Annotated in this window: 16 protein-coding genes; 7 read left to right on the top strand and 9 right to left on the bottom strand. The window is 43.9% G+C overall.

Going from position 1 to position 16998, the window contains the following annotated elements:
- Nucleotides 1-44 precede the first annotated feature (44 nt).
- The 5 genes from guaA (at nucleotide 45) to IEX62_RS11395 (ending at nucleotide 4922) form a co-directional block, all read left to right on the top strand.
- The gene (gene guaA / locus IEX62_RS11415; RefSeq protein WP_188775665.1) at nucleotides 45-1583 is read left to right on the top strand and encodes a glutamine-hydrolyzing GMP synthase; all 1539 of its coding nucleotides are present in this window, start codon (nucleotides 45-47) and stop codon (nucleotides 1581-1583) included.
- Nucleotides 1584-1807: 224 nt separating this feature from the next.
- Complete coding sequence (locus IEX62_RS11410; protein WP_188775664.1) at nucleotides 1808-2287, top strand: toll/interleukin-1 receptor domain-containing protein; 480 nt, start codon at nucleotides 1808-1810, stop codon at nucleotides 2285-2287.
- A gap of 22 nt (nucleotides 2288-2309) precedes the next feature.
- Nucleotides 2310-3758 (top strand): SIR2 family protein, encoded by a 1449-nt coding sequence (locus IEX62_RS11405; RefSeq protein ID WP_188775663.1) that lies wholly within the window; start codon nucleotides 2310-2312, stop codon nucleotides 3756-3758.
- 15 nt (nucleotides 3759-3773) lie between these two features.
- Entirely contained in the window at nucleotides 3774-4406 is a 633-nt protein-coding gene (locus IEX62_RS11400; RefSeq protein ID WP_188775662.1) for a TIR domain-containing protein, read from the top strand.
- 159 nt (nucleotides 4407-4565) lie between these two features.
- Nucleotides 4566-4922: a nucleotide excision repair endonuclease gene (locus tag IEX62_RS11395; RefSeq protein ID WP_188775661.1), complete on the top strand. Its 357-nt coding sequence runs from the start codon at nucleotides 4566-4568 to the stop codon at nucleotides 4920-4922.
- Between the two features lie 325 nt (nucleotides 4923-5247).
- Here the strand turns inward: IEX62_RS11395 and rluF are convergent, their stop codons facing one another.
- A complete protein-coding gene (gene rluF / locus IEX62_RS11390) occupies nucleotides 5248-5961 on the bottom strand; it encodes a 23S rRNA pseudouridine(2604) synthase RluF (protein ID WP_188775660.1) in 714 nt (237 codons plus the stop codon).
- A 473-nt stretch (nucleotides 5962-6434) separates the two neighbouring features.
- Between rluF and IEX62_RS11385 the strand changes: the two genes are divergently transcribed.
- Nucleotides 6435-7082, top strand: a complete 648-nt coding sequence (locus IEX62_RS11385; protein WP_188775659.1) for a restriction endonuclease — start codon at nucleotides 6435-6437, stop codon at nucleotides 7080-7082.
- Nucleotides 7083-7662: 580 nt separating this feature from the next.
- Here IEX62_RS11385 and IEX62_RS11380 read toward each other — a convergent pair.
- The 4 genes from IEX62_RS11380 to IEX62_RS11365 form a co-directional block, all read right to left on the bottom strand.
- Complete coding sequence (locus tag IEX62_RS11380) at nucleotides 7663-8649, bottom strand: LacI family DNA-binding transcriptional regulator (protein WP_188775658.1); 987 nt, start codon at nucleotides 8647-8649, stop codon at nucleotides 7663-7665.
- Nucleotides 8650-8683: 34 nt separating this feature from the next.
- Nucleotides 8684-9457, bottom strand: coding sequence for an alpha/beta hydrolase family protein (locus IEX62_RS11375; RefSeq protein WP_188775657.1), 774 nt, complete (start codon nucleotides 9455-9457; stop codon nucleotides 8684-8686).
- Nucleotides 9458-9831: 374 nt separating this feature from the next.
- Nucleotides 9832-11190: a glycoside-pentoside-hexuronide (GPH):cation symporter gene (locus IEX62_RS11370; RefSeq protein ID WP_188775656.1), complete on the bottom strand. Its 1359-nt coding sequence runs from the start codon at nucleotides 11188-11190 to the stop codon at nucleotides 9832-9834.
- 702 nt (nucleotides 11191-11892) lie between these two features.
- The gene (locus IEX62_RS11365) at nucleotides 11893-12063 is read right to left on the bottom strand and encodes a hypothetical protein (protein ID WP_188775655.1); all 171 of its coding nucleotides are present in this window, start codon (nucleotides 12061-12063) and stop codon (nucleotides 11893-11895) included.
- 208 nt (nucleotides 12064-12271) lie between these two features.
- Between IEX62_RS11365 and IEX62_RS11360 the strand changes: the two genes are divergently transcribed.
- On the top strand, nucleotides 12272-12655 hold the full coding sequence (locus IEX62_RS11360; protein ID WP_188775654.1) for a hypothetical protein: 384 nt from the start codon (nucleotides 12272-12274) through the stop codon (nucleotides 12653-12655).
- 213 nt (nucleotides 12656-12868) lie between these two features.
- Here the strand turns inward: IEX62_RS11360 and IEX62_RS11355 are convergent, their stop codons facing one another.
- The 4 genes from IEX62_RS11355 to preA form a co-directional block, all read right to left on the bottom strand.
- Nucleotides 12869-13621, bottom strand: coding sequence for a DUF8580 domain-containing lipoprotein (locus tag IEX62_RS11355; RefSeq protein ID WP_188775653.1), 753 nt, complete (start codon nucleotides 13619-13621; stop codon nucleotides 12869-12871).
- 310 nt (nucleotides 13622-13931) lie between these two features.
- Nucleotides 13932-14159: a hypothetical protein gene (locus IEX62_RS11350; RefSeq protein ID WP_188775652.1), complete on the bottom strand. Its 228-nt coding sequence runs from the start codon at nucleotides 14157-14159 to the stop codon at nucleotides 13932-13934.
- Nucleotides 14159-15598, bottom strand: coding sequence for a dihydropyrimidinase (gene hydA / locus IEX62_RS11345; RefSeq protein WP_188775651.1), 1440 nt, complete (start codon nucleotides 15596-15598; stop codon nucleotides 14159-14161). Before hydA ends, IEX62_RS11350 begins: the two co-directional genes overlap by 1 nt.
- Nucleotides 15598-16884, bottom strand: coding sequence for an NAD-dependent dihydropyrimidine dehydrogenase subunit PreA (gene preA, locus IEX62_RS11340; protein WP_188775650.1), 1287 nt, complete (start codon nucleotides 16882-16884; stop codon nucleotides 15598-15600). Before preA ends, hydA begins: the two co-directional genes overlap by 1 nt.
- Between the last annotated feature and the right edge of the window lie 114 nt (nucleotides 16885-16998).

The raw sequence follows: 16998 nt of genomic DNA, 5'->3' as shown, positions 1-16998 counted from the left end.
AGGGATAGGTATAATTAGACTCATTGAAAAGTGGGAGGCACATAATGAACAGTCCAAATGAAATTATCGTTGTCCTTGATTTTGGTGGACAATACAATCAGTTAATTGCAAGACGTATCCGTGACCTTGGCGTATACAGTGAGCTTTTGCCTTTTAACACCCCTGTCGAGAAGATTCGTGAACTGGCTCCAAAAGGAATTATTTTCTCCGGTGGCCCATCGAGCGTGTACGCAGAAGATGCTCCGCATGTGGACCCGGCTATCTATGACCTGAATGTGCCAATCTTCGGGATCTGTTACGGTATGCAGCTCATGGCTCAACAATTGTCCGGTAAAGTAGAACGTTCTGCAAAACGCGAGTATGGTAAATCCGATGTCGATTTCATGCCGCATTGCGCGCTGAATAAAGGAATGGAAGCAAGTCACACCGTATGGATGAGCCACGGTGACCATGTTGTCGGTCTGCCAGAAGGCTTTGTCGTGGATGCAAGCACAGAGTCTGCACCGATCGCAGCGATGAGCAATGCAGCACGTCAGCTGTACGCAGTACAATTCCACCCGGAAGTACGTCACTCCGTGTTTGGTAACGAAATGATCCGCAACTTCCTGTATGAAGTGTGTAAATGTCATGGTGAGTGGAGCATGCAGACCTTCATCGACGACACGATCGCAGATATTCGTGCACAGGTGGGTGACAAGCATGTACTGTGCGCATTGAGCGGCGGCGTAGATTCTTCCGTTGTAGCGATCCTGCTGCACAAAGCTATCGGCGACCAGCTCACCTGTATGTTCATCGACCACGGTCTACTGCGTAAAGGCGAAGCCGAGAGCGTAATGGAGACGTTTGTCGGTAAGTTCGATATGAAGGTTGTCAAAATCGATGCCCAGGAGCGCTTCCTGTCCAAGCTCGCTGGCGTAGACGATCCAGAACAAAAACGTAAAATCATCGGTAACGAGTTTATCTATGTATTCGACGAAGAATCCAAAAAGCTGGGCGACTTTGCCTTCCTGGCACAGGGTACCCTGTATACGGATATCGTGGAAAGTGGTACAGCTACGGCGCAAACGATCAAATCCCACCATAACGTTGGCGGCCTGCCAGAAGATATGGAATTTGAACTCGTAGAGCCACTGAAAACACTGTTCAAAGACGAGGTACGTAAAGTCGGCGAAGAATGCGGCCTGCCACGCGCCATCGTATGGCGTCAGCCGTTCCCAGGTCCAGGTCTGGCGATTCGCGTACTTGGCGAAGTGACAGAAGACAAGCTGACCATCGTTCGTGATTCCGACTACATCCTGCGCGAAGAGATCGCCAAGGCAGGTCTGGAAAGCGAAATTTGGCAGTACTTCACAGCCCTGCCGAACATGAAGAGCGTTGGCGTTATGGGTGATGCACGTACGTATTCGTATACGGTAGGTATCCGTGCGGTAACTTCGATTGATGGTATGACTGCGGACTGGGCACGTATTCCGTGGGACGTGCTGGAGAAGATTTCGGTGCGTATTGTCAATGAAGTGGATAATGTGAATCGGGTTGTTTATGATATTACTTCGAAACCGCCGGCTACGATTGAGTGGGAGTAGGATTTAACTTTAAGCCTTCGAACTAATTTTATTAGCTCGAAGGCTTTTTATATTTTGTTTATATTACTGATAATTAAGTAAGTATTTGTTGTTTTTTTTACAAAAATAACCTTATAATTAATATTATTACTTTGAAGATAAGAGTATACAACTACATGACTGCATTTTTTTGTCATTAAGGGGGATTTATTATTTCTTACTTAACATTCGAAACTCTAAACAGTATGTCTGAAAAACTTGAAAAGTCTCTTCAAGAAAACTACCAATTTGGTAAATCTAATCCGATTTTTTTATCTCATCGTCATGATGATAAAGAAAATATTAAAAAGGCAGTAGGTTTTTTGGCGCAATTTGGTCAGAGAACTTATATTGACTGGCTTGATCATGACATGCCTGAGATAACATCTTCAAAAACGGCAGAAAAGTTAAAAGAAAAAATTAATAAGTCTAAAAAATTTGTATTATTGGCTACTCCTAATAGCATTAAATCTATTTGGATACCTTGGGAGTTAGGCATAGCAGACGGATCAAAAGGATTGCAAAAAATAGCTATTCTTCCACTTATACATAGTAATTTTAAATGGGATGAGCGAGAATACTATGGTTTATACAGTTACATTGAGCAGGTTGAAGATGGAAGATGGGGTGTCTTTCAAAATGGACAATCTAATGGAACCGAACTAGGGGAATGGTTTGAATCTTAATTTCATAATGAAGGAGAAAAAGATGAATCAGGATATAAGTGAGTTTCTTAGAATATATAAAACTTCTATTGAAGAATCAAATGCTGCTATTTTTGTGGGTGCTGGGCTATCAAAGCCAGCAGGGTTTGTTGATTGGAAAAATTTGCTTAGAGATATTGCTTCTGAAATAAATTTGGATATTGATAAAGAAAGTGATCTTATAGCAGTAGCCCAATATCATTTAAATGAGAACCAGAATAGAGCTAGAATAAATCAAACATTAATTGATGAGTTTACGAAGGATGCAGTGATTACCGAGAATCATCAGATATTATCTAGACTCCCTATTGATACGTATTGGACAACTAACTATGACAATTTAATCGAAGAATCGATGAGAGAAGAAGGAAAAAGAGTAGATGTTAAAATAACATCTGAAAATTTAGCTCTAACAAAGCCAAATAGCGATGCTAAGATTTATAAAATGCACGGAGATATTTCTTTAGTTCATGAAGCTGTATTAACTAAGGATGACTATGAAAACTATAATAGTAAAAGACAATTATTCACAACAGCTCTACAAGGCGATCTGGTTTCAAAAACCATGTTGTTCATCGGATTTAGTTTTGATGATCCTAACCTAGAATATATATTAAGTCGAATAAGAATATTATTAGAAACTAATCAAAGAACGCATTATTGCTTTATGAGAAAAGTTCAACGAAAAGATTTTAAAAAATTAAAAGATTTTCAGTACGCTCAAATCAAACAAAATTTAAAACTTAATGATCTCAAAAGATATAGTATAAAGGTTTTATTAGTAGACGAATACGAAGATATCACTAAAATTCTTAAAGATTTGGAAAAGCAATACAAAAGAAGAGATGTATTCATTTCTGGGAGTGCTTCCAATTATGGAGACTGGGGCGAAGAACGTAGTTTAAGATTTGCTAGTAATCTTAGTAAAGCTATCATTGATAATGATAATAATATTGTAACTGGTTTTGGTCTTGGTATAGGTAGTTGTATTATTTCAGGAGCACTTGAAAAAATCTATTCTAAAAGAAATCGAAAAGTAGAAGAGAGGTTGATTTCGAGACCTTTTCCTCAAGATACAACGGGTCAAATTCCTTTGAAAGAATTATGGACAAAACATAGAAATAATATGATTCAAAATGTTGGCATTGCTATTTTTATATTTGGAAACAAAGTTGATTCATCTACAGGTGATATAGTAGAAGCAAATGGCATGAATGAAGAATTCGAAATAAGTTTAGCTCAAGATGTTATACCGATTCCTATCGGAGCAACTGGTTTTACGGCTAAGAAATTATGGAATAGAGTCCTAGATAACTTTGAGGATTACGTTCATGATTCTAAATTAAAAGGTAGTTATCAATTACTAGGTGATAGTAATCAGACAGATGAAAAGTTGATTGAAACTATAATTGAAATTATAAATAAACTTGAAAAAAGAAAAAATAGTAGATAGAGGAGAAACATATATATGGCTCGTAAAACATTTATTTCTTATAAATATAGTGAGGCTAAAATTACTAGAGATCGAATTATCGATGCACTTGGAGATGATGCTCGTTTTTATACAGGAGAAACCAGTGCCTCACCTAATTTGACAGACAAGAAGACTGATACAATTAAAAATCATTTAAAAGAAATGATTTTTAATACCTCTGTTACTATTGTTGTTATATCTCCTAATATCAAACTAAGTAAATGGATGGATTGGGAACTTGAATATTCCCTCAAAAATACTACAAGGGAAGATCGCACATCTTCAAGCAATGGAATAATAGGAGTTATTCAGGAAATAAATGGTGATACTAATTGGATTAGTAAATATGTTAATAATCCAGATGGGTGTAGATCTAGATACCTAGATACAAAATTGATGTACGATATAATTAATGAAAATAGATTTAATTGTAAAACTCCAAAATTCGTATGTGCACAATGTAAAACTATAAATGATTTAGAAGGCTCCTATATATCATTAATAGACGAAAAAAAATTTTTGTATGAGCCTGCGAAATATATCGAGAATGCATATAATAAAAGTAAGAGAATAAATGATTTTAATATCATTAAAAGTATTAAAAAAGATTTGTTTTCATTTTGGTGAGTTGGTTTTTGATCGAATGTTTATAGGAATACTAAATTGATATAATGGGTTAGTCATGAATTGAAATATTATTTATTCTAAATAAAAGTCTAGTTCTATCTCTTACAATTTATCTATGCTAAAATAACCCCCTACATCAAAAAAGGAAGTGACCACCACTTGATCCAAATCACGATCCCTGAACCGGACGTCTCCATTACAAAACAAACCAACCCACAACTCAGCCATATCTACGGTTTTACCGATTTCCACCTCATCACTCGCGAATTAGGCGGCATCTACATGTTTTACAACGAGCAAGATGAACTGCTGTTCGTCGGTAAAGCTCGCAAACTCAGACCGCGTATCAAAAAGCATTTTGAAGACACCGTTTCGCCGATCAAAAATCATCGTGATGAAGTGACTCGAATCGATGTTTGCGTTGTAGAAGATGCAACTGAGCGCGAAATTTATGAGACATATATCATCAACAGCCTACATGCGCGTTACAATGTGGACAAAGTATTTTACAAGTAAACTGTCATTCACATCATATCGCTGAAAACATAAGAAAAAGCTGCTTCCCGATACGAAGGGAGCAGCTTTTCTTGTATTTATTTACTGTATTCACTATATACATACACCATAGGAACAGTCATTCAAGGTGTAAAATTGAAGTGAGCATAAAATTAAACCCAAGTTCATTCGGCGCTAAGATGAACTCCATATCGCCATTCCACTCGTATGTCTCTACCATCTACACGACTACATTTCATTCCGCTAAATCTAATTCATATCCTACCGTTAAACCCGGCTCCTATCATGCCTCAAACCCAACGTACATCACTACTCTAAAACTCACTCACAACGGACGCGGCGTATAATCCAAATCACGAAACAACTGCTCCCGTTCCTTCTCCGTCAAATCACGCCATTTGCCAACCGGCAGACTACCGAGCTGAATATTCATAATCCGCGTACGGCGCAGCCCATGCACTTCATACCCCAGTGCCGAACACATCCGGCGAATCTGACGATTCAATCCTTGCGTCAGGATAATCTTAAATACATATTTAGACTGCTGCGTCACTTTACAAGGCAGCGTGACGGTATCCAGAATCTCCACTCCGGATGCCATCTTTTGCAAAAAAGCATGGGTGATCGGGCGATCGACCGTAACGATATATTCCTTTTCGTGTTTGTTTTCCGCACGCAAAATCTCGTTGACGATATCGCCATCATTGGTGAGCAGGATCAGCCCATCCGAATCTTTGTCCAGACGACCGATATGGAAAATGCGCAGTGGATGATTAACGAAATCGACGATATTCCCTTTAATATGTCGCTCGGTCGTACTCGTAATGCCGACCGGCTTGTTGAGCGCGATGTACACATGCTCTTTTTTCTGCTCGGCACCGATCTTTTGACCTTTGTAACGCACGTCATCCCCTGGTTGCACCTGACTGCCCAGTTCAGCGACAACACCGTTGATCGTTACTTTGCCTTCGTTAATCCATTTATCCGCCCCACGGCGGGAAGTCGCTCCCGACTCGCTAATATATTTATTGATTCGCACAGTTGACACACCTTTCTGTTGTTGCACAATGGCTTGTATCGTTGCTGCCGGATAGTGCACAGCTTGATGATGGAGCCTGATTCAATTCAGTCTATGTCTAGGATACCCTTTTTGGTGGTTTTTTGAAAGGTGGACTGCTATGTAAAGAGACTTAGATTACACACTGAATATGTGTACTGCAAAGCAGGCAATACAAGAGAAATAATAGGAGTCGTATCTAATGTTCTGATCAACTTACTTGTGGATAATTTTTAATTAGAGCAGTATGTTCTAAATTGCTAAGTAACATGGTATGATTTTACTGTTCATCCAGCAAGAAGTGGATTGAAGGTTTTGTAGTTTTAAGGAAACTATAACACGATATAATTATAGCTTTGCTTACATTCCATAGCCAATGGAACTGCTATCCTAATGCAGTTCATATACATATGTACTTCTGATGAATAAATGAATAAAGTGGAGGGAATAATAGATTGGAAATTATTTTCGTGCTAATAGGCATTGTAGCAGTGACCGCAATCTTACTACTATTTAATAAAGCCAAGAAATGGAAGAAGTTTAAGACACCTGTTTTAGATAACTATGATCTCAAAAAAATCACAATTGACCATATCGATCAGATGGAAGATGGTTCTGAATTTGAAATGTATCTGTATCAGCTTTTGTTAGAACTTGGTTATACAGGTGTATACAAAACACCGGGGAGTCGCGATTTTGGCGCAGATGTAGTATTCACAGATCGCGAAGGCTTTCGAAATGTTATTCAAGCGAAGCGTTATTCTGTAGGTCGTACAGTAGGCGTAGATGCTGTACAGCAAGCTTTTTCGTCCATGAGATATTATAAAGCGAAAAAGTCCATGGTTATCACATCATCCGAATTTACAGATCCATGCGAAACATTGGCAGGAATTAATCACGTTAAGCTACTAGACCGCAAGGATTTAGAAGCAATCATCAAAGCCTTTCAACAAGATGATCACACAGCCATCAAAAACCGCATCGAAGCCGAACCGCGTATGATCTTAGAAACATGGAGCGAGATGAATGATCCCGTTCTACGTGATATTAAAAAGGATTATAAAGCGGAGAAGCGAGTGAATGAACTGCGAAAAGCAAAGTGACCATAGAATTAATTGGGACATTTAAAAGCAATAGCAATAGACCGAGGAGTAAGAGTTGTAATCGTATGCCTCCTATACAAGGGTATGCTTAATTCTACATACCTTATCGCACCGGATAGGATGCTCTATTGAGTTCGAGTATTTTAGTTCTAACCATCTGCTTAATACGTTTCATACGTACTTAAAGCTCTTTTTAAAATAGGATTTTAAAGAGATAGAAACAGAAACGCAGAGATATATATGAGGCATCCCCACCAGAACGAAGGGAAGGAAATAAGGGGAAAGGACGACTTATAGTGTTAGTGATTTCCTAACACGGGGTTCAATGGAAAGTGATTTTTGCGAAGCAAAATATCTTACTACTTTTGAGCACGGGAATCTACATTTCACTCCTACTCCGTAGATTCCTGTGCGATACCGGAGTCCGTCCCCTTATTCCTTCCCGGAGTGGTTGCTGCAAAAGCACCGACCGAACTATTATTTTGCATTCAGCCTTTAATTGGAGCATTTAACCCCCACCCCAATACATTCAGCCCAATCACCACCCAACGCCAACAATCCAACCACGCACCTCATCCAATTAACTCCCCGCCGTCCCCCCACCATACAACGCCACCGGCAACGTATACTGCTTGCCCAATTCCTTCTCCGGATCTTCAATCCGCTCAATCAATAGCTCAATCAGCAGCTCCGCAATATCTGGAATCGGCTGCACAATCGTACTCAGCTCAGGAAACGCCTCCTGCATAAACCGCGTTCCATCGTATCCGATCACCTGCACATCCTGCGGCACCCGTTTGCCCAGTAGCTCCAGCTGATACCGTACGAGCATCGCTGTCGCATCATCCGTCGCCATGACCCCATCCGGCTGGAACTCCCGAATCTCATCTCGAATGAACATTTTTTTCATCGTCGGTGACGTTTGAAATGGAATATTAATCTGCTTATACGTAATCTTTTGCTGCTCCATTTTCTCTGCAAAGGCATTAATCCGATCATCCGTTGGTGACATCTCGCTCAGACTGGTAGAGATCAGCAGCACGCGCTTAACCTTACCACGAATCAGCGCGGCCGCCGCAAGTTGTCCACCTTCAAAGTTATCCGAGCTTACGGTCGGAATCCGATTACCCAGATAACGGTCGAACGATACGATCGGCAGGGTCAGCTTACGGTATTCCGCAATATTTTCATTCAATGATCCGGTGATAATACCGTCAACCTGGTTGCCCTGAAGCATTTTCAGGTACTCGACTTCCTTTTGAGGATCGTTGAAGCTGTTACACAGGATCGTCTTATAGCCACGCTTGAACAGCCGGGTCTCGATATGCTCGATCATCTCCGCATAGAATACATTGCTTGTATTCGGGAAAATGATACCGATGAGCTGGGTGCTTTTGCCGAGTAAGGAGCGTGCCACCGAGTTGGGATGGTAGTTTAGCTCATCGATTGCGGCCTGTACCCGATTACGGGTTTTGGTAGAGATGTACCCCCGATTGTTGATCACACGGGAAACGGTCGTTTTGGATACACCGGCTCGCTGTGCGACTTCGTCCAATGTAGCTGCCATAGGTGACCCTCCTTTCACTTAGTTCAATCGAATATTACGGTTTACTGGTAAAAAAATCAAGCGTTTGCTTATATAGCAGTGCGCGGCTTGGCACATCGCCCCAGCTATGATCTACACCCTCGACTTCGACCAGCTCGACAGGCTGCTCATATGTGCCCACATAACGGCGCGCATATTCAACAGGTGCGATCCAGTCGTCGATGCCGTGCAGAATTTTCACTTTGCCTTTATACGGACGTACCGCTTCATATACCTGAATATGCTTCACATCCTCGAAGAAGGTAGGGCCAAGCTTGAGGCTATTAAAGTCGAAGTAGCCCTGCTCCTGCACAATGTCGATACTGCGACCTTGCAGTGTACCGCGCACTAGAATCTCATCTGTGAATACCGCTGCTGGCGACCAGAGACATAACGAGTCGATCTGGTCAGGAATCGCGCCAGCCACCATACTGGCTGCAACTGAACCAAGACTCATCCCGAGCAGAGAAATATGCTGCTCGTCTACAAAATCAAGCGTACGCGCATAGTGCACCAGCTCGATTCCTTCCTGTACTTCATTTGAAAAGGTGAAATCGAAAAATTCCCCGTCACTTTCACCATGACCCGAAAAGTCGAAGCGGAGGGAGGCGATGCCAGCTTCCTCCAGCTGCCGGGCCATATGCACGAAGGCATAGAAATACTCATTACGCATACTGCCAAAGCCGTGGAACATGAGCACCGTTGGGAATCTTTGTCCCTGCCCATCTGGAATATGAGCGGTGCCGCGTAGCGTTTTACCGTTAATAGTTGTGGTGATCGGTTGCATCATGAGTTATGACCTCCTGAATGAGTGATGAGTGGATGGATTGGAATGCCTATAGATAAAACGTGCGTATAGAATGGAACGTTACGATTAAATATAAGAATTAGAAATAGGAAATAGAAGTTGTAATAGAGTAGCGTTATACCATAATAAGCGATCTAATATGGTGTTCCTCCCAACAGAATAATGAATGACTTGGCGTAGTGTTGATATTAATAAGACGACTTGCGCATTTGATTAGCTTTAGATTCCATAGCGATTCAATAGCACGCCTTTTCAGAGTCACACAACTATCAACCATACGTTACACCATTCCCTGTGCTGTTTTGCTAGAACGCAGCTTACATCCTCAACTTATGCCTCCAACTTCCATTCTCAGATCATATCGAATTTTTATTGAGCAACAGCCGCTTTTCTCCAAGCTCCTGATGCATTTGCTTGGAAACGGCATCCAGGCGATAGAAGCTGATCAACCCGATACAGATCGCGAATATAATCGCTGGAATCACAACGAATAGCATATTAATGCCCGCGATTCCCTGCGCGCTTTGCTGTACATTCGGTACGAAGCTATATGCAGCTAGCACGAACGAAGTAAGCGCACCTGCTAATCCTGCCCCGATATTCACACCCACTGTAGACATGGAAATGAGGAAGCCCTGTGCGCGTACGCCAAAGCGCCATTCGCCATAATCGACCGTTTCTGCTGTCATTACGAACATCAGACTCTGTGCACTGCCCAGTCCAAAGGAGCTTACGAAAATACCAATCATCGCGATTGGAATCGATACAGCCGTCGCAGCAATATACAGAATGGCTTGCCCGGCAATCGCAATCCCGAGCCCTGCAATAACGATTGTCCGCATTTTGAATCGACGAATGAGTAGTGGAATACATAGTGCACCGATGATCATGGAGACGGCATTCACACTATTCGCCACCGAGCTATCATTTGCATTATTCAAAATATATTTAAAGAAGTACACCATCGACGAGATTTTGACAACGACCCCGAGGAAAATGACCAGATTGGTCAGTGCAATCGTCCACCACGGCAGATTCGGCAGTAACGCACTCAGACTTTGCTTGAGTGTAGGCGGTGTCTCAGTCTGTGCTTGCACATGCTCACGCACACCGAAAAAGGTCACCAGCTCGCAGATCGCCAGCAAAATGGCAAAGATGCTCATCGCCTTCAGAAAGCCAGGCTGATTAATTCCACCACCAAGCAGCGTAACTAACGGTAAAATGATCAGACCGGATAGCAAACCGCCCGTTTGTCCGAGAATATTGCGGAACATATTCGCCTGTGCACGATCACCCAGATCGGCACTCAGGCTGGGTAAGATCGCATTAATCGCGGTGCCTAATCCAACATAACAGAGTGAGAAGATGCCGTATGTGATATAAGCGAGCGGGATTTGGAGATTTTGATGAAAGGAGCCGATCGAGAAGAGCAGTATCGTTGAGATCGCATAGGGGATCGACATCCACAGAAACCACGGACGTACCTTGCCAAAGCGTGTATTCGTCTTATCCACCAGCACACCAAATACAGGGCCAGATACCGCATCCACAATCCGAATGATCAGAAACAGCAGCCCAATCGCACCTAAGCCCATACCCACAACGTCGGTGTAATAGAACATCAGATAGTTCGTCACCGCGACAAAGACCAGATTGTTACCGAGATCACTGAATCCATACGACACCTTGTTGAATAACGTTAGCTTTTTACCCATCGTTAATGCTCCCCTCAACATAAACGTTTCTGTAAAACGATTCTGAAATCGCTTACTCGTATAAGTTATTATATACATGGTTCGCAATGTGTCAATCGTTACCACATTTTTGTTTTTGTATCGTCATTAATTTGATAAGTTGAAAAGGGGATATAAGCCAGGGTAATATTAGATATCATATATTATCGAATGTAATCATCATTGATTAAATGATCTAAGTGATTTTTTAAAAGCGGAATATATATGTCAATCGTTTTCATAGAAAGATCTTATAGATTCCAAGCACTATGCTATCCTTATTTATTATTTATCAAGGATGGATCATCCAATGTTTGCTCCTGAACAGATTGTCTATGTCCGTTACAGCCATATATCACCGCCATACAATCAGATCGAATACTATGATGTACAGAGTGATTGACCTATTCATCAAGCGGTTAACCAGACTACAAGAACCAGCACCAGGATGGATATAGACTGATATAATATAAAGTGAGAGCAACTTCAATTAACTGCTACCTCTCCAAGATGATTCATACCGAGTCTAACTATAGACAGGCGTATAGGTTATAGGTTTATATAACGCATACTAGCTTAGCTATCGTTTATATATCTGACCGTGATATCCAATACGCCCATCCTACATAAAAAAAGACCTCATCAAGAGGTCTTCGTTCTTGCTCTATCTGTTCGTTCACCAGGTTATTTTAACTTTTCAGGATTCGTAATCTTGATCGATGCGACCTCGCCGCAGTCTTCGCACACGGTGTAGATTTTCTCAGAACCGATCGCCAGCTTTTTATCGAGCGGACGCAGGTTTATGTAGTCGGTTGCTTGAATAAATGAACTGCCTTCACAAGCTTTGCATATCATCCTATTCACCCCTTTATGATTTGTATTCAATACTATAACAAAATTGGTAATATTCAAAATGATGAACCGTGTGATGGCTAGATAAGCTCCATTAACTATTCATGTGAAGCTTGGACATAGGGATAAACAACTTAGGGATGAGCAAAGGATACTTTTATAAAGCATCATAGAGAATCACGTCTAAAGCATCATGGAAGGAGGCACAGCGATGAATACGATATCTCTAACACTAATCCTGAGCTGCATCGGCTTGCTGGTGTTATTTCTGTTTGCGATTGTTGTGCTACCTCGTATACAGCGGCGCGAGAATCGTGAGTATGATATGGAGCGTACGGTGGAGGAGGGCTATGCGGCACAGGGATATATTTTAGATGTGACCCCGACGGGGAATTATCACTCCGGGCAGCCAGAGCTGCAATTACGGCTGCGTATTGAATCGAGAACTCGTTTGCCTGTGGAGACGACAGCCACTGTGATCGTGTATTCGATTCATCGCAGTCGCTTTCAGGAGGGGATGCGCGTTCCAGTGCGTGTATTGGAGACACGTAAAGGTTTGCGTGTTGCAGTGAAGGGCTCGATTCATTACCCTTAAACGTGAGTGGTGAGTGGTGAGTGGTGAGTGGTGAGTGGTGAGTGGTGAGTGGTGAGTGGTGAGTGGTGAGTGGTGAGTGGTGAGTGGTGAGTGGTGAGTGGTGAGTGGTGAGTGGTGAGTGGTGCCTCCCCTAAGGAAAGCACCACTCGTAAAGTTCTTATTTTCCATCTATCATCATCCAGCATTGCTTGCGTACTTATATTCTTGCACCAATCAAGAAGCGGAATCTGCTGCAATCGTGGACAGGGAGGTTACCGCAGGCAGACGGAATGTTTCCGAGGCTTCTCCCTGTGGCATAATCATCAGGAACGTATACTGACTCCCATCCTTGGCTTCCCATACGACATAATCATACGTGCCTTTGTCGCTGGATACCTGCAAATAGAGCTTGGCTCCAACCAGCGGGTCCTCGTATAGCTGATCGCCGCTATATTCCTTCGCACTACCGTATTTTTTCAATGCCTCTTTACCTTGCTTGCGTAGCTCGTCAATATTCGCTTTGCTATCCAGCTTTGTAATCTCTACATGGTACTGAGGGAAGGCGGTTAGCTGTAAGCGGCTTTTTTGCTTGTCCAGCGTGTATGCATCAAATACATACATTGAATAACCTTCACCCTGCTGAAGCTTGGCTGTACGCTTTTCAAGCGTGCCTTCTGTCATGAGCTCGAATGTTTCCTTTTCAGGACGTGTAGCGGAAGCTGAAGAAGTCGATTCTGCGTCTGTACCCATTTCAGTCGTGCTGCCAGTAGCCTCGTTTTCGGTTGTCGCACTGCTATCTGTTGTTCCAGTCGATGCGGTCGGATCGGTCGTCGTAGTCTCCGTCCCTGTCTCTGCTGTCGATTGCCCGGTAGCAGGGGGATTCGTCTGTCCAGTGGTACCTGTTGCAGTCTCATTACTGCATGCACCGAGCAGGAGTACAGCCGCCATAGCTGCACCGAGTGTTGTGATTTTGTAGGTCGATTTCATGTTGAACACTCCTTTTATCGGGATTGTCAATTTGCGACTTATACCTATAGACGACTCGTTTCGTGTAATCGTTACACCTTTTCATGAAATTACTAGGAAATAACATAAAAAAGCTCCATATTTCAAAGTCATCTGCTGATGCAGAATCGCTTCAAAATATGGAGTAAAGTACAACGCATCCTATGGGGGAGGATGAGGGCCAAGCGAGTAATTCTATGCTAAAGCAGAGACAGTGCGATGCAGGGAAGCATCGATCTGCTCTGTAGCATACACCTGTTACGTCATTCATGGAGTTGCCTGTGATGATCGATTATCCCGGCGCAAGCTGTGTCTGTCTGGCGAATAGCAGCGTGGTCACATATTTGCGCGCATCCGCAGTCAGAATCTGTAGCTGTGTGCGCTCCGCATGAGAGCTAGCCTGTATAAAATGCAGCAGTGCACCATCCAGATTTTCCTGAATTGCTGCGATTGTATAGCCCTGGGCGAGAATAGCATCGATTTGTTGCTTTTCTTGTTCAAATTCAGCAAAGGCAGACATCAGGACATCCCTCCACTGGACACTTTTTCAGCGCTAATCTTGGGATCAAGTGTAGTCGGTGCTTCAAAGCGATTACGGTGCAGATACTGTCCGCTACCCGGCACACCGACAAACTGCTTATCCCGAATGACAAATTCACCGCGACTCAGCACCGATATCGGCTCGCCCGTCACCTCCATACCTTCAAAGGCGCTATAATCGACCCGCATATGATGCGTGCTGGCAGACAGTGTGCGCTTCACAGTTGGATCGAAAATCACGATATCCGCATCACTACCGATCGACAATGTACCCTTCTGCGGAAACATCCCGAACAGCTTCGCACTCGTCGTCGAGATCATCGATACAAATTGATTGAGCGAGATTCGCCCCTTTGCCACACCTTCCGAATATAAAATGCTGAACCGATCCTCGATAATCGGGCCACCATTCGGAATTTTGGAGAAATCGCCACGTCCTAGCTCCTTTTGACCGTTGAAGTCAAACGAGCATTGATCCGAGCCGATTGTTTGCAGACTTCCGCTCCATAGGCCATCCCACAGTACCTCCTGATTCCATTTTTCACGTAATGGAGGTGACCATACATATTTCGCACCTTCAAAGTCGGGCTTTTCCAGATCGGTTTGATCCAGTACCAGATATTGCGGACAGGTTTCGCCGTAGATGCGGAGTCCTTTTTTACGACCCTCGGCAATTTTCAGAGCAGCATCCGCGCAGGTGACGTGCACCACATAGAGCTGTGAATCTGCTAGCTCGGTCAGATAGATCGCGCGTCCGGTTGCTTCACCCTCCAGCTCGGGTGGGCGAGTGAGCGCATGATAGATTGGATCGGTCTGTCCGGCAGCCAGTGCCTGCTCGATTAAGTATTCGATCACATCGCCATTTTCGGCATGCACCATAACGAGTGCACCTTCGCGGCGTGCGGTTTGTAGCGTTTTGAATAGGGTGCCATCATCAGCTTGAAACGTATTTTTGTACGCCATAAATACCTTGAACGAGGTAATGCCCTCATTTTCCATAATGACTGGAAGCTCTGCCAGCACCTCATCGTTAATTTCCGAGATCATCAGGTGGAAGCTGTAATCGATCACTGCCTTATCATGCGATTTGGCGTGCCAGGTATCGACTGCACTTTGTAAAGAAGCGCCTTTATTGGTCAGGCAAAAATCAATAATCGTCGTCGTTCCGCCAAATGCCGCGGCCATCGTACCGGATTCAAAGTCATCCCGTGTCACCGTGCCGCCAAACGGCATGTCCAGATGGGTATGCGGATCAATACCACCTGGGAATACATAGCAGCCAGTAGCATCGATCATCTCGGCATCCGGTGCATCGAGTTGTACAGCGATGCTCGCAATGATGCCATTTTCGATCAGCATATCCGCTTTATACGTTTCCGATGCGGTCACGATCGTACCGTTTTTGATGATTTTCTTCATTACATCACCTCCACATTGTACGCGTCATTGAGTGAGGCAATCGTGCGCTGACGCTCATTCCATGTCATCGGTGGCAGGTCGTTCTCAATCGCAACCATATCAATCGCGCCATCTACCGGACAGACGATCGAGCACAGATTACAGCCTACGCAATCCTCCTCACGTACCTGGAGCACACTTTTGCCGTCTGCATTGGTCAGCATATCAATACATTGATGGGATGCGTCCTCACAGGCGATATGGCACTTATTGCAGTTGATACAGTTATCTTCGTTAATACGCGCTACCACCTGATAGTTCAGGTTCAGATCGCCCCAGTTCGAATACTTTTGTACCGAGCGTCCGATTAACTCCTCCACCGAAGCCAATCCTTTTTCATCCAAATAATTGCTTAATCCATCGATCATATCCTCAACGATACGGAAGCCGTGGTGCATAACCGCAGTACATACCTGTACGCCCGTAGCGCCCATCAGCATGAATTCCACTACATCCTGCCAGGTCGAGATGCCGCCAATTCCTGAGATCGGTACACCGATATCCGCATGACGTGCACACTCTGCGACCATATTGAGGGCAATGGGCTTGACCGCTGGGCCGCAATAGCCACCGTGTGCGCCCTGTCCACCTACATGAGGAATCGTATTCCATGTATGGATATCCACCCCGGCCAGGCTATTGATCGTATTAATCATACTAATCGCATCCGCACCGCCACGCACGGCATGGCGCGCAACCACGGTAATGTCCGTAATATTTGGCGTAAGCTTGACGATAACAGGAGTGGTCGCTACTTCCTTTGCCCAGTGTGTCTGCGCCTCGACCAGATCAGGCTGCTGCCCGGAGGCTGCACCCATCCCGCGCTCTGCCATCCCGTGTGGACAGCCGAAGTTCAGCTCCAATCCATCTACCCCGACATCCTCGACACGCTTGACGATCTCATGCCACTTTTCCTGCTTTGGCTCCACCATCAGTGAAGCGATGATCGCATGGTTGGGGAAACGCTTCTTCGTTTCATAGATTTCCTTGAGATTCACATCCAGTGGACGGTCGGTAATCAGCTCGATATTGTTGAAGCCGGCTACGCGCTGTCCATTAAAGCTAACCGCTGCAAAACGGGACGATGTATTAATGATCGGATCGCCCAGCGTTTTCCAGACGGCACCACCCCAGCCTGCTTCAAAGGCACGCTGCACCTGATAGCCAGTGTTGGTCGGTGGCGCGGAAGCCAGCCAGAACGGGTTGGGCGAGCGAATGCCTGCAAGATTAGTGCTCAGATCTGCCATAGTTGATGACCTCCAGTCATATGTGAACTCGCTTGTGCTTATTGTAGAGCGTACTGCGATGAACCGATAGTTCAGTCAGAAGTACGCCTTTTTCTTCCATAGATTAAAGTATAT

Origin of the sequence: Paenibacillus hunanensis, assembly GCF_014645615.1 — a bacterium.
In the GTDB taxonomy this organism is placed as follows: Bacteria; Bacillota; Bacilli; order Paenibacillales; family Paenibacillaceae; genus Saccharibacillus; species Saccharibacillus hunanensis.
This window is presented reverse-complemented; position numbering and strand designations above follow the sequence as displayed.